Annotated in this window: 3 protein-coding genes; 1 reads left to right on the top strand and 2 read right to left on the bottom strand. The window is 60.3% G+C overall.

The window, feature by feature from the left end; all coding sequences use genetic code 11:
- The first annotated feature begins 2 nt into the window (after positions 1-2).
- Positions 3-10,490 carry a non-ribosomal peptide synthetase gene (locus tag APH41_RS09560; RefSeq protein WP_054918650.1) on the top strand — a complete coding sequence of 3,496 codons (10,488 nt, stop codon included), beginning with the start codon at positions 3-5 and terminating at the stop codon, positions 10,488-10,490.
- Positions 10,491-10,617: 127 nt separating this feature from the next.
- On the opposite strand, the gene APH41_RS09555 is transcribed toward APH41_RS09560, so the two are convergent.
- Positions 10,618-13,050: a TonB-dependent siderophore receptor gene (locus tag APH41_RS09555; RefSeq protein ID WP_216360142.1), complete on the bottom strand. Its 2,433-nt coding sequence runs from the start codon at positions 13,048-13,050 to the stop codon at positions 10,618-10,620.
- 118 nt (positions 13,051-13,168) lie between these two features.
- Entirely contained in the window at positions 13,169-14,821 is a 1,653-nt protein-coding gene (locus APH41_RS09550) for a cyclic peptide export ABC transporter (protein WP_034127740.1), read from the bottom strand.
- Between the last annotated feature and the right edge of the window lie 188 nt (positions 14,822-15,009).

Below are 15,009 nucleotides of genomic sequence, written 5' to 3'. Positions count from 1 at the left end.
CCATGCTTTCCAACCCTAATATCGACCTGGTGTCGCGCTTTCTTCGCTTGCCTCTGGAGCAGCGCCAGCAGTTTTACCAGCGCCTGCAAAGCCGGGGCATGAGTTTCGCTCAACTGCCGATTGCTCCCACCCGCCACGACAGCGACACACCGACGTTGTCTTACGCCCAGGAACGCCAGTGGTTCCTCTGGCAACTGGACAAGGACAGCACCGCCTACCACATCCCTGGCGCCCTGCGTTTGCACGGGCACTTGGACCTGGCAGCGTTACAACGCAGTTTCGACAGCCTGCTGGCCCGGCATGAAAGCTTGCGCACGCAATTGGTCGAGGACGATGAACGTCTGTGGCAGGCAGTGATGCCGCAGGCGCGGGTGCAGATCCAGCAGGCGCATGTCGACCAAGCGCAGTTGATGGCGCGGGTGGAAGAGGAGGTGGCGCGGCCGTTCGATTTGCACCAGGCGCCGTTGTTGCGTGTGACGCTGTTGCAACTGGCCGAGGATGAGCATGTGCTGGTGATGGTGCAGCACCACATCGTCTCCGATGGCTGGTCGATGCAGGTGATGGTGGAGGAACTGGTGCAGCTCTACGCCGCCCATAGCCAGGGCCATGACCTGCAACTCCCGGAACTGCCGATCCAGTACGCCGACTACGCGCTGTGGCAACGCGGCTGGATGGAAGCCGGGGAACAGGCGCGCCAACTCGCGTATTGGCAGGCCCTGCTGGGCGGCGAGCAACCGGTGCTGGAATTGCCGCTGGACCGTCCGCGCCCGGCGCAGCAAAGCCATCGCGGTGCAAGCCTGCAGGTGCATCTGCAACCGACGCTGGTGGCGGGGCTCAAGCGCCTGGCGCAGCAAGAGGGTGTGACCGCGTTCATGCTGCTGCTGGCGTCGTTCCAAGCCCTGTTGTATCGCTACAGCGGGCAGTCGGATATCCGCATTGGCGTGCCGAACGCCAACCGAAACCGCGTCGAAACCGAGCGGCTGATCGGCTTCTTTGTCAACACCCAGGTACTCAAGGCTGACCTTGACGGGCAGATGAGCTTTGCCGAGCTGCTGCAACAAACCAAACGCCGCGCCCTCGAGGCCCAGGCTCATCAGGACCTGCCGTTCGAGCAACTGGTGGTGGCATTGCAGCCTGAACGCAGCTTGAGCCATAACCCGTTGTTCCAGGTGATGTTCAACCACCAGACCGAGGCCCAGGGCGGCCGCGAAGGCCAACAGTTGCCGGGCCTGCGTGTGGTGGAACTGGACTGGGACAGCCAGACCACCCATTTTGACCTGAGCCTGGACACCCATGAATCCGCCGACGGGCTTTGGGCCGCGCTGACCTACGCCACCGACCTGTTCGATGCCGCCACCATCGAGCGCTTGGCGCAACATTGGCAGCACCTGCTGCAGGCGGTGGTGAGTGCACCCCGCAGCCGCCTCTGTGAACTGCCGATGGCGAGCGCCGCTGAGCAACACAGGATGCTCCAGGACTGGAACACCCCGGCGGGTGTCACCCCCGTTGAGGCTGTACACCGGCTGTTTGAAGCCCAGGCTGATCAGCAGCCGGAACGTCAGGCCCTGGCCCTGGATGAGCAGGCCCTCAGCTATGGAGAGCTGAACCGTCAGGCCAACCGCCTGGCGCATTACCTGCTGGCCCAGGGCGTCGGCCCCCAAGGGCTGGTGGGGATCGCCGTGGAGCGCTCTTTTGCCATGGTGGTCAGCTTGCTCGCGGTGCTCAAGACAGGAGCGGCCTATGTGCCGCTGGACCCTGAGTACCCCCGCGAACGCCTGGCGCATATGCTTGAGGACAGTGGTGTGGGCCTGGTGTTGACCCAATCCCACCTGCATGGGCGTCTGCCGTTGCCGGCCCGGGTGCTGGCAGTGGACATCGACCGGGTCCAGGCGCAGTTGGCGTTGTGTGCCGACAGTAATTTACCGGTTGATGTCGAGCCCCAGAGCCTGGCGTATGTGATCTACACCTCCGGCTCCACAGGCAAGCCCAAGGGGGTTGCCATCAGCCAGGCTGCACTGAGTGAGTTTGCTGGCATCGCGGCGGATTACTCGCAACTGGTTGCCCAGGACCGAGTGCTGCAGTTTGCCACCTTGAACTTCGACGGTTTCGTCGAGCAGCTATATCCAGCCCTGACCCTCGGCGCCACCGTGGTACTGCGTGGCCCGCAGTTATGGGACGGTGCCGAGCTGTATCGGCAGATCATCGCCCAGGGCATTACCCTGGCCGACTTGCCCACGGCCTACTGGAAGCTGTTCCTGCAAGATTGCCTGGCAGCAGGCCCAAGGACCTATGGTGCTTTGCGCCAGATCCATATCGGCGGCGAAGCCATGCCGTTGGACGGCCCACTATTGTGGCAGCGCGCCGGGCTCGGCCATGTGCGCTTGCTCAATACCTACGGGCCTACCGAGGCCACCGTGGTTTCCAGCGTGCTGGACTGCACTGACCCGAGCGCCGTCGGCGCCGGCGGTGCCAGCCCCATTGGCCGGGCGCTGCCAGGGCGTGGCCTGTATGTGCTGGACCGTGACCTGAACCTGCTACCGCTGGGCGCCGTGGGTGAACTCTATATCGCCAGCGCCAATGGCTTGGCCCGTGCGTATTTGCAACGGCCAGGCCTGACCGCCGAGCGCTTTGTCGCTGATCCGTTCAGCCCATCCGGCGAGCGCCTGTACCGCACCGGCGACCTGGCGCGTTATCGCGCCGATGGTGTGGTGGAATATGTCGGGCGGGTCGATCACCAGGTCAAGGTCCGTGGCTTTCGCATAGAACTGGGTGAGATCGAAACCGTGCTGCTGGCCCAGGACAGCGTGCGTGAAGCGCTGTTGCTGGCTGCCGACAACCAACTGCTGGCCTACCTGGTGCCTGCGCAGACGCTGTCTGAAACCGAGCGCGCCGAGGTGAGCGAACAGCTGATGGCCACCTTGCGCGACCACCTGCCGGACTACATGGTGCCGGCGCACCTGATCTTCCTCGACCGCATGCCGCTCAACCCCAACGGCAAGCTGGATCGCCAGGCGCTGCCCAAGCCAGATGCCAGCGTGGAACAACAGGATTGGCGAGCGCCGGTCACCCCGTTGCAACAACAGGTGGCGGCGATCTGGGCGGCTATTCTGGGGGCCGAACGGGTGGGCTTGAACCAGCACTTCTTCGAACTGGGAGGGCATTCCCTGTTGGCAATGCAGGTGGTGTCACGCATCCGCCAGACCCTGAGCCTGGAAGTGCCGCTCAAAGCCGTGTTCGAACACCCGCGGCTGGAGGCGTTTGTCGCGGCCTTGCAAACCCAGGAGAGCACATTGCCAACGGCGCCGGCCCTACTGCCAGCCGGGCGTGTCCAGCCGTTGCCACTGTCTTACGCCCAGGAGCGACAATGGTTTCTCTGGCAACTGGAACCCCACAGCGCGGCGTATCACATTCCCAGCGCGCTGCGCCTGAAAGGGCAATTGGACCTGGCTGCGTTGCAACGCAGTTTCGATAGCTTACTGGCGCGTCATGAAAGCCTGCGCACCCATATCCGCCAGGATCACGACGGCGCGGTGCAAGTGATTGAGCCGCCAATGTCCTTGCCGATCACCCAGGCTGATGTCGATGACGCCCAGCTCAAAGCCAGGGTGCAAGCGCTGATCGCCCATCCGTTCGACCTGCAACAAGGCCCGTTGCTGCGCGTCACGCTGTTGCGCCTGGCCGCCGACGAGCATGTGTTGGTGTTGGTGCAGCATCACATCGTCTCCGATGGTTGGTCGATGCAGTTGGTGGTCGAGGAACTGGTGCAGTTGTATGCCGGTTACAGCCAAGGCCAGGACGTGCAGTTGCCGGCGCTGCCGATCCAGTATGCCGACTACGCCGTATGGCAGCGCAGCTGGATGGACGCCGGTGAGAAGCAACGTCAACTGGCCTACTGGCGTGAACTGTTGGGCGGTGAGCAGAGCGTGCTGGAGTTACCGTTCGATCACCAGCGCCCGGCTGTGCAGAGCCACCGCGGCGCGCGCCTGGCGTTCGAGCTGGCGCCCGAACTCACCCAGGGGCTCAAGGCTTTGGCCCACCAGCAGGGCGTGACCCTGTTCATGTTGCTGCTGGCATCGTTCCAGACCTTGTTGCACCGCTACAGCGGCCAGGAAGAAATACGTGTCGGCGTGCCGATTGCCAACCGCAATCGCAGCGAGACCGAGCGCTTGATTGGTTTCTTCGTCAACACCCAGGTGCTCAAGGCGGATGTGCATGGGCAGATGAGTGTCGAGCAGTTGCTGCAGCACGTTCGGCAACGCGCCCTGCAAGCCCAGGCCCACCAGGATTTGCCGTTCGAACAACTGGTGGAAGCCCTGCAACCTGAGCGTAGCCTGAGCCACAACCCGCTGTTCCAGGTCATGTTCAATCATCAGACTGACGTCGGCCAGGCTCAGGTTCAGCACCAATTGCCAGGGCTGCGGGTAGAAGGGCTGGACTGGGACAGCAAGACCGCACATTTCGACCTGGACCTGGATATTCAGGAGTCCACCGAAGGTATATGGGCCACCTTGGGTTATGCCCAGGACCTGTTCGAAGCCAGCACCGTGCAACGCATGGCGCGTCACTGGCAGAACCTGCTGCAAGGTATGGTCGCCAACCCACGGCAGCAGCTCAGCCAGTTAAGCTTGCTGGACGCGACCGAACAACAACAGATCCTGCAACTGTGGAACCGCACGGAGTCTGGCTTTTCGGCCGAGCGCCTGGTGCATCAACTGTTTGCCGATCGCGCCCGGGCAAACCCGACTGCGGTGGCGGTGAAGTTCGACGCGCAAACCCTGAGCTACGGCGAACTGGATCGCCAGGCCAACCGCCTGGCCCATGCCCTGATCGCCCGTGGGGTCGGCCCGGAAGTACGGGTGGCCATCGCCATGCCGCGCAGTGCCGAAATCATGGTGGCGTTCCTGGCGGTGATGAAAGCCGGCGGTGTGTATGTGCCGCTGGATATCGAATACCCGCGTGATCGCCTGCTGTACATGATGCAAGACAGCCGTTCGAAATTGCTGTTGACCCATTCGGCCGTGCAACACCGGTTGCCGATCCCGGACGGCCTCGACGCCTTGGCGGTGGATCAGGTGCAAGCCTGGTCGGATTACAGCGATACGGCCCCGACTGTGGCTCTGGACGGCGACAACCTTGCCTACGTGATCTACACCTCCGGCTCCACCGGTTTGCCCAAGGGCGTGGCGGTGGCTCATGGGCCGTTGGTGGCGCATATCATCGCCACTGGCGAGCGTTATGAGACCTCACCGGCCGATTGCGAACTGCACTTCATGTCCTTCGCCTTCGACGGTTCCCACGAAGGCTGGATGCACCCGCTGATCAACGGCGCCAGCGTGTTGATCCGTGATGACAGCCTGTGGCTGCCGGAATACACCTATGAGCAAATGCATCGCCACAACGTGACCATGGCGGTGTTCCCACCGGTGTACCTGCAACAGTTGGCCGAACATGCCGAGCGCGACGGCAACCCGCCGGCAGTGCGGGTGTACTGCTTCGGTGGTGATGCCGTTGCTCAAGCCAGCTATGACCTGGCGTGGCGCGCGCTGAAACCCAAATACCTGTTCAACGGCTACGGCCCGACCGAAACCGTGGTCACGCCGCTGCTGTGGAAGGCACGCAAGGGCGACCCTTGCGGAGCCGTCTACGCGCCCATCGGCACCTTGTTGGGTAACCGCAGCGGTTATGTATTGGACGCGCAGCTGAACCTGCAACCTATCGGCGTGGCCGGCGAGTTGTACCTGGGCGGCGAGGGCGTGGCCCGGGGTTATCTGGAGCGCCCGGCACTGACTGCCGAGCGTTTCGTGCCGGACCCGTTCGGCAAGCCCGGCAGTCGCGTGTATCGCAGCGGCGACCTGACCCGCGGGCGTCCGGATGGCGTAGTGGATTACCTGGGCCGTGTCGACCATCAGGTGAAGATCCGCGGTTTCCGTATCGAACTGGGGGAAATCGAAGCGCGCTTGCGTGAGCAAGCCAGTGTCGGTGAAACCGTGGTGGTGGCTCAGGAGGGGCCGACCGGCAAACAACTGGTGGCCTATGTCGTACCACTGGACCCGACGCTCCTGGATGATGCTGTCGCTCAATCAAACGGTCGCGAAACCTTGCGGCGCGCCTTGAAAACCCGCTTGCCGGACTACATGGTGCCGACGCATTTGATGTTCCTTGAGCGTATGCCGCTGACCCCCAACGGCAAGCTCGACCGCAAGGGCTTGCCGCTGCCGGATGTGAGCCAGATGCAGCAGGTGTATGTGGCGCCCGAGAGCGAGTTGGAGCAACAGGTGGCGGCCATCTGGGCCCAGATCCTGGGCGTGGAGCGTGTCGGTCTGGCCGATCACTTTTTTGAATCGGGGGGGCATTCATTATTGGCGATGCAGGTAATTTCCCGCCTGCGTCAACTGTTGGGTCGGGAAGTACCCCTCAGAACAATGTTTGAGCAACCGCGACTGCAGGGGTTTGTCGAGACCCTGTGCAACTCCCATGAATCACAGGCAAGTGTGCTTCAGATCCTGCCGGTCAGCCGTCAACAGCCGTTGGCGCTGTCTTATGCCCAGGAGCGCCAGTGGTTTCTCTGGCAATTGGATCCGCACAGTGCGGCCTACCATGTACCCAGCACCTTGCGCTTGCGTGGCTGGCTGGATCATGCGGCTTTGCAACGCAGTTTCGACAGTCTGGTAGCCCGTCATGAAAGCCTGCGAACGCAGGTACATCAGGACGAAGGGCAGGCCTTCCAGATAATCCGTGAAAACGGCACTGTGGCCATCCTTCATGAGCAGGTCAATGAGGCGGACCTGCAGCGTCGGGTAGAGACCGAGATCGCGCAACCTTTCGATCTGCAGCAAGGGCCGTTGCTGCGCGTAACCTTGTTGCGCCTGGCCGAAGACGACCATGTGTTGGTGCTCGTGCAGCACCATATCGTTTCCGATGGCTGGTCAATGCAGGTGATGGTGGATGAGTTGGTGCAACTTTATGCCGCCTACAGCCAGGGCCAGGACCTGCAACTGCCGGCATTGCCGATTCAATATGCTGACTATGCCCAGTGGCAGCGTGACTGGATGACGGGTGGTGAACGCGATCGGCAAATGGGTTACTGGCAGGCTCTGCTTGGCGGTGAGCCGTCAGTGTTGGAGCTACCCCTTGATCGGCCGCGACCTTCGGTGCAGAGCTTTCGTGGTGCAAGCCTGGAGATCAAGCTTGCACCGGCATTAGTGGCGGGGCTCAAGGCCCTGGCGCAGCGTGAGGATGTCACGCTGTTCATTGTTTTGTTGGCGTCGTTCCAGGCTCTACTGCACCGCTACAGCGGGCAGCAGGATATTCGCGTGGGTGTGCCTATTGCGAATCGTAACCGGGTCGAAACCGAGCGCCTGGTAGGTTTTTTCGTCAACACCCAAGTGCTAAAGGGCGATTTCGATGCGCAGCTGACGGTCACCCAGCTGTTGCAGCAGGCCAAGCACCGGGCGTTGGACGCCCAAAGCCATCAGGACTTGCCGTTCGAGCAATTGGTCGAAGCCCTGCAACCTGAACGCAGCTTGAGCCGCAATCCGTTGTTTCAGGTGCTTTTCAATCATCAGAGTCAAGCGCGTCTAGCCAGTACGAGCCAGCAACTACCCGACCTGAGGATTGAAGGCTTGGAGTGGGGCACGCAAACCGCGCAGTTCGATTTGAGCCTGGACACACAGGAAACCGTCGATGGGCTATGGGCAACCCTGACTTATGCGACCGACCTGTTCGATGCCGCCACGCCCAATCGCATGGCGCGCCATTGGCAGAACCTGTTGCAGGCCATGTTGGATGACCCTCACCAACGTGTCGCTCAGCTACCGCTGTTGGAACCGCTTGAGCATCAGGTGATAGTCGAACAGTGGAACGACACAGCGCAGGATTATCGGTTGGAAGACAGCGTGCAGAGGCTGATCGAAGTGCAAGTGCGGCGCACACCGAATGCCCAGGCTTTGGTGTTTGGCGCTCAGACACTGAGTTATACGCAGTTGAATGCACGAGCCAATCGATTGGCGCACCGCTTGATCCAGGCCGGTGTCGCGCCTGATGTGTTGGTAGGTGTGGCGATGGAACGCTCCATTGAAATGGTGGTAGCACTTCTGGCTGTGCTTAAGGCAGGTGGCGCCTATGTACCGCTGGACCCGGACTACCCGCGCGAACGCCTGGCCTACATGCTGCAAGACAGCAACGTACCGCTGCTGCTGACGCAGGCGCATTTGTTACAAGCCTTACCGGTCAGCGCGCCCTCGCACTGTCTGGTGGTCGAGCCCGACGATCACTGGTTGAGCGAGTATGCCGATACCGATCCTGATGTGGCCGTAGACGCGGAAAATCTCGCTTACGTCATTTACACCTCCGGTTCCACCGGCCAGCCGAAAGGGGCGGGTAACCGTCACTGTGCGTTGACCAATCGGTTGCTATGGATGCAACAGGCTTATACGCTCGGCGCCGAAGATACGGTGTTGCAAAAGACACCGTTCAGTTTTGACGTGTCGGTATGGGAGTTTTTCTGGCCCTTGATGACCGGTGCACGGCTGGTGGTAGCGGCCCCTGGAGATCATCGGGATCCATCGAAGTTGGTGGGGTTGATCAATCGGCACCAAGTGACCACCCTGCATTTCGTGCCTTCCATGCTGCACGCATTCCTGCAGGATTCACAGGTGGCCAGCTGTCAGGGGTTGCGCCGTATCATCTGTAGTGGCGAAGCCTTGCCGGTGGGGGTGCAGCAACACGTATTCGCCGAGCTGCCGAATACAGGCTTGTTCAACCTGTATGGACCGACCGAGGCTGCGATTGATGTGACTCACTGGACGTGCGTCGATGAGCATCGTGACAGCGTGCCGATTGGCAGACCCATTTCCAATCTGCGCACTTACGTGCTGGATGCGCAGTTGCAGCCAGTCGCGGTGGGCGTTGCGGGCGAGTTGTACCTGGGGGGCGTCGGGCTGGCACGCAGTTACCATCGACGTCCCAGCCTGACCGCAGAGCGGTTTGTACCGTGCCCGTTCCAGCCTGGCACGCGGTTGTATCGTACCGGCGACCGCGTGCGACAGCGCAGGGATGGCGTGATCGAATACATCGGGCGCCTGGATCATCAAGTAAAACTACGCGGTTTGCGCATAGAGCTGGGTGAGATCGAGGCGCGCTTGCTGGAGCATCCACTGGTGCGCGAAGCCTCGGTGCAAGTGCATGGAGGCAAGTTTCTCGTTGGCTATCTGGTGCTGCAGGATTCGACACTCGCCTGGCGTGATGTACTGAGCACTCATTTATTGGCACATGTGCCGGACTACATGGTGCCTGCGCAGTGGGTACTGCTGGACCATATGCCACTGAGCCCCAACGGCAAACTGGATCGCAAGGCTTTGCCTGCGCCGGATTCAAACTTGCACGAACGGCACTTCGTCGCAGCGCGCAATACGCTGGAGCAAACACTTGTAGCCATTTGGCGCGAAGTCCTGGAGCTTGAGCAGGTGAGTGTCGAAGATAACTTCTTCGAGTTGGGCGGGCATTCGTTGCTGGTCCTGATGCTCAAGGAGCGCATCCGCAAAGCTGTTGGCGTGGAGCTGTCGGTGAGTCAGTTGATGCTCAATCCGAGCGTCGCAGGGCAGGCGGCTTGCCTTGAGGGAAGCGCTGGCAGTTCGTTGATCGTGAGGCTCAACAGTCAAAGCCGTGGAACACCGTTGTACCTGTTCCATCCCAGCTATGGCTCGGTGCATTGTTACAAGGCGATTGCCCTTGCGTTGCGTGAGCACAGGCCGGTGATGGGGGTGATGTGTCGCGCCTTGGCCGAGGAGGGCAGCGAGGTGCCAGCCTGGGCTGCAATGGTCGAGGACTACACGACGCAATTGTTGAAGGCTCAGCCCGAGGGTCCGTTCCGTTTGGCCGGTTGGTCGCTGGGGGGCAACCTGGCGATGGAAGTCGCCTATGGCCTGGAGCAGGCGGGCCGACAGGTCGAGTGTGTTGGCTGGATCGACGCATCCCCGCCGCAGTGGGTCAAGCCGTTTTGGGATACGGCGGTGATGGTTGACGAAAGAGATATTTCTGCCAATGAACGGCGTGTGGAACTGTTGGAGGTGATGTTCCCTGAGTTCTCCCAGCAGATTCATGCCCACTGGTCCGAGCTGCAATGCTTCGAGGCTGCAGAAGGCGAGCAATGGACTGCATTCAGCCACTGGGCCGAGGAAACCCTGGGCTCGCGTTTTGGCGAGCTCAAGGATGAGTTGCTCAGTGGCCACGAAGCGCAGATCTCCTGGGAGGTTGACCGCATTCTCGGGCAGCGCCTGCACGAGGCCGACTTCAAGGCGATCAAGGCACCGATAAGTTGCTGGTGGGCGACCTTGAGTCGTACTGGGGTACATCATCAATTGATTGAGGCGAGCATGCTGGAAGTTGCAGTGCAATCAACGATCGAGCGCTCAGTGTTGATCGAGACCAGCCATGACCGATTAATCGATAACGCAGAGTTCGTCCATAGCTTCGCTGCCGCGATGAGCTGACCAGAGGCCAATATGAAAAGCCCCCAGTCACCTTGAGCGACTGGGGGCTTTTTTATGGCCCTCTCTATAGTATTCGGACAAACAAAACGCCCCGGGCAGTCATTGCCTCGGGGCGTCTGATCCTGCTTTAGAAGTCCCAGCGAGTGCTGAGCATGAAGTTACGGGGTTCACCATAAGCGGCAGAATTGTAGAAGCCGATGTTGGTGTAATAAGACTTGTCGAAAACGTTGTTGATGTTCAGCGTCGCCGACACGTTTTTAGTGAATTGATAACGGGTCATCAGGTCCACCAACCAGTACGCTTCTTGAGAGAACTCCTCGTAGCCACCACGGGGAGAGTTATAGATATTCTGCCAGCCAACGCTCTGCCAGCGAGCGCCACCGCCAACGGTCAACTTGTCAAGATTACCCTTGAGCTTGTAAGTGGTGTACAGGCTGACCTGGTCTTCGGGTTCGAAAGTGGAAATCTTGACGTCTTTGTCGTCACGCACAATCTTGTGCGTATAGCCAGCCTGGAGCTGCCAGCCCGGAGCCAGTTCGCCGGACATCTCCAGCTCGTACCCCTTCGTCACGGCCTGGGTGCCTTTGAACGCGTAGTTCGAGGGGGTAGGTTTCAAGTTGTTGTAGTCATCGTCCGAAACGGAACGGTTGTCTTCATGGATCTCGAAGTAGGCCGCACTGGCGTTTACACGACCATCCAGGAAGTCGGCCTTTACACCCAACTCCCAATTCTGGCCTTCGTCCGGCTCAAGCAGCTTGTTGTCCCTGTCGCGGTTATAGCTTTCCTGGGGCATGAAAATATCGGTGTAGCTGGCGTAAACCGAGTAGGTGTCATTCAGGTCGTACACCGCACCGACATAAGGTACGAAGCGTCCTGACTCGCGATAGGTAGGGTTGTAGCCGGTCACCGTGTAGTTGACTACCCGGCCACCGAGCAGCAGCTTCAGGTCGTCAGCAAGGTTCAGCCGTGTTGTCATGTACATGCCGGTCTGGCGGACGGTGTCGTCGATTTTCGATTGTGGTTTGCCCCAATCAGGTTGCGGTGCGTTGCCGTGCCAGTTATTGAAGTCCACCAGGTTGGGGGCGAGGTTCCAGTAACCATTGCCATTCCATTCCGAAGCGCTGATGGAACCGCCGAATACCAGTTCATGCTCCCTGCCTCCCAGGCTGAAGGGGCCGCTCACATACAGATCGGCGGAGTCACTGACGGTTTCACCGGTGTATTTGCCCGAAGTCAGCTGTGACTTACCATCCAATCCCGGGGTGTCACCCTGAATGGAACCCATGAGTGCGTGGTAGCCGTTGATCTTGTGATCCAGTTGCAGTTTGGTTATCCAGCCATCCCCCAGGTCGTGCTCCAACATGGCGAAGACGGTGCGGGTGTATTGCTCCCAACTGCTCCAGTCGGCCGCGTTGTTGAACGAGCGCTTGACGTCGTTGCGATTACCCTGGGCGTCGATCAATGGGAAACTGCCCGACCAGGATGAGCCTTTCGGCAGGCTGTCCTGATAATCGCCGCCGACTGTCAGCAGGGTATCGGGAGACAGGTCGAACTCCATGATGCCGTAGTAAGTCGGGCTTTTGCGCTCGTAGCGGTCCATGAACGAGTGTTTGTCCTGATAGGCGGCGACGGCCCGGCCACGGATATTGCCGGTCTCGGTCAGCGGGCCACTCACATCCAACTCGCTGCGGTAGTTGTCCCACGAACCGGCACCCAGCGTGGCATGACCTTGGAACTCAGAGGTCGGCTTTTTGCGTACCAGGTTGATGGTGGCCCCCAGTGAACCAGCACCGGTCAGCAGGCCAGTCGCGCCCTTGAGTACTTCAACACGGTCGTAGATCGCCATGTCGCTCAGCGTGTTCCCCGCCGAGTAAGCCACGTTGCGCGCGGTGGAAGGGATCCCGTCATATTGGAAGTTGTTGATAGAGAAACCACGAGCGTAGTAGTTGCTGCGCTCAGTATCGAAGGCTGAAACGGTAATGCCCGGCGTGTGGCGCATCACGTCGTCGACACTGTTCAGACCAAAGTCGTCCATGTGCTGACGCGTGACCACGGTCACCGATTGCGGGGTTTCCTTGGGCGTCAGGACCAGGCGCGTTGCGGTGGCAATCGAGCCTGGCGTATAGGAGCCGGTATTCTCGGTGACGTTACCCAGCATGTTGCCAGTCACTTGCGTCGGGCTCAGCTCCAGCCCGCCACCGCTGCCAGCAGCAGTGACGGTCAAGGTATTGCCATTGAGGTTATAGGTAGTCTGGCTACCGGCCAGCAATGCAGCTATGGCCTGCTGCGGCTGCATCTTGCCCTTGACGGCGGGGCTGTTCTTGCCCTGCACATCGCCCGGGCTGTAGAGCACTTGCACATTGGTCTGGCGGCCAAATTCCTGCAGTGCGCTCCCCAGCGACTGCGCAGGAATATTCAACTCGATCTCCTGGGCCTGCACATAGCCTGCAATCGGCATCGACACAGCCAACGCCAAGGCACTGGGCAAGAGGTTGATGTTCAGGGCCCGGCGCATGGATAGCGCTTTGCTCAGGGGGCTGAGACCGAGTCGTGCTGGCATGGATGCTTTCTCTTCTATGTTTTAAGTGGGCAATTCTAAGTGTTTATTGAGGTTAGTTCTCATTACCACTAGTGAGACGTTCCTACTTCGCAAAACCGGAAAAAATTATTCCGGTACTTCATGCAGGCTCCATCTCATGCACCACCTGACCGGCACGCAGGCGCACCAGATGATCGGCGATGTCGAAATAACGATCATCGTGGCTGATCACGATGATGGTCTTGCCCAGGCGTTTGAGGTCCGGCAGCAGCTCGGTGTAGAAGATGCGGCGGAAGGCCGGGTCCTGGTCGGCGGCCCACTCGTCGAACACCAGTACCGGGCGCTCTTCCAGCCAGGCATTGACCAGGGCCAGGCGCTTGCGTTGGCCGGTGGACAGGTCAGTGGTGCTGAACACGCCGTCCTTGACGCTGACCTTGTGCGCGATTTCCAGGCGCTCAAGGTATTTGGTGGCGCTGTCCAGGGACTGGGTGGCGCTGCCTTGTACCAGGTCATCGAACAGGTAATAGTCGGAAAACACGGTGGTAAACAACTGGCGATAATCGTCGCGCTCTGGGTCGGTCACCGCTGTACCGTTGAGCAGGATCTCACCCGCCTGAGGTGGATACAGGCCCAGCAGCAGCTTGATCAGGGTGGTCTTGCCGCTACCATTCTCGCCCACGACAAACACGATATCGCCTTGCTTGATGCTCAGGTTGATCGGCCCCAGGTGGAACGGTTGGCTGCCTTCAACCGCTGGCGGGCTGTAGCTGACGCCGCGCAGTTCAAGGCTGTTGACCACAGGCTTCGGCGCTTCACTGTCGTCCATCAACAAGTGGGGCTCGGGCGAAGAAAAACGTTCCGACAGTTCGCTGATGCGCCCGAAGGCAATCTTCGCCTTGCCAACCACGGGCAAGTAACCCAGCAGGTGCTCCAACGGGCCTTTCATATACAGCAGTACCAGCACGAAGCCGGTAATCACCGTGGGGTCGGGGTTGGGGTTGTAGGCCTGCATCGCCAGGGCCAGGCCGATGACCACGAAGAACAGCATCGAGCCAAAGGTCTTGGCCAGGATATAGATGTTGACTGAACGCACCTGGATATCGCTGATGCGGTCTGCGGTTTCCTGGATGCGGTGGGTGTTCATGCGAAACCGCCGCGGACGGTGCATGCGCAGTTCCTTGGCTCCCGAAGCAATCGCATTGTAGTAACGCTGCAATTCATCTTCGTGGCTACGGGCCAGATCGAAGCCCTGGATGCCTTTGCCGCCCGCGATGAATTGCACGGCGCTGCCGATGATGATTGCGACCACCATCATCAGGAACATCGGCACGGACAGGTAAGCCAGGTAACCCAGGCATCCCAGGGTAACGGTGGCGGCGATGGCCAGGGGCGTGAAGGCAAAGGAAAAGTCGCTGATGGTGTCCACGTCGTGGGTCAGCACCGGGATCAGGCGGTGAGAGCGATATTGCTCGATCTGCCCGATGGGCGCTGACAGCACCTTTTCACCCAGGTCCTTGCGCAGGGCGGCAATGATCCGTTGCCCGACGTAGTTGGTGCCGATGTCGGAAATGATCGAGCTGACCAGCGCCACCACGCACAACGCGGCGAAGGTTAACACCACACCCTGAGTCATCCCCCCCGCCGAATGCAGGGCATTGTTAATCGTCGCCAACAGCAAGGTAATGGCCAGGCCGCCCGCCATGCCAAGGGCGACGGAGACCGTCACGATGGTGCGAAAGGGCCTGAGCAATGCGAGCAAACCTTTGAAGGCGCCGCGCTTGGGGTCGGTCATAAATACTTCCCGGAAAGTGAAAAGAGGGGGCTGGGCACACAGACCCTTACCCATGACAAACGAAGCTGTGGCGTGACTATTTAGCGCGGCGTGCCGGACGGTGGCAGTGAGCGATAAATTGCCCGGGGCCTGGTTCGTTCTTGTTCTGTAGGCGCACGTGTATCAATGCCGTGCGTGGCCCTTTGAGC

Origin of the sequence: Pseudomonas sp. NBRC 111138, assembly GCF_001320835.1 — a bacterium.
Classification (GTDB): domain Bacteria; phylum Pseudomonadota; class Gammaproteobacteria; order Pseudomonadales; family Pseudomonadaceae; genus Aquipseudomonas; species Aquipseudomonas paracarnis.
This window is presented reverse-complemented; position numbering and strand designations above follow the sequence as displayed.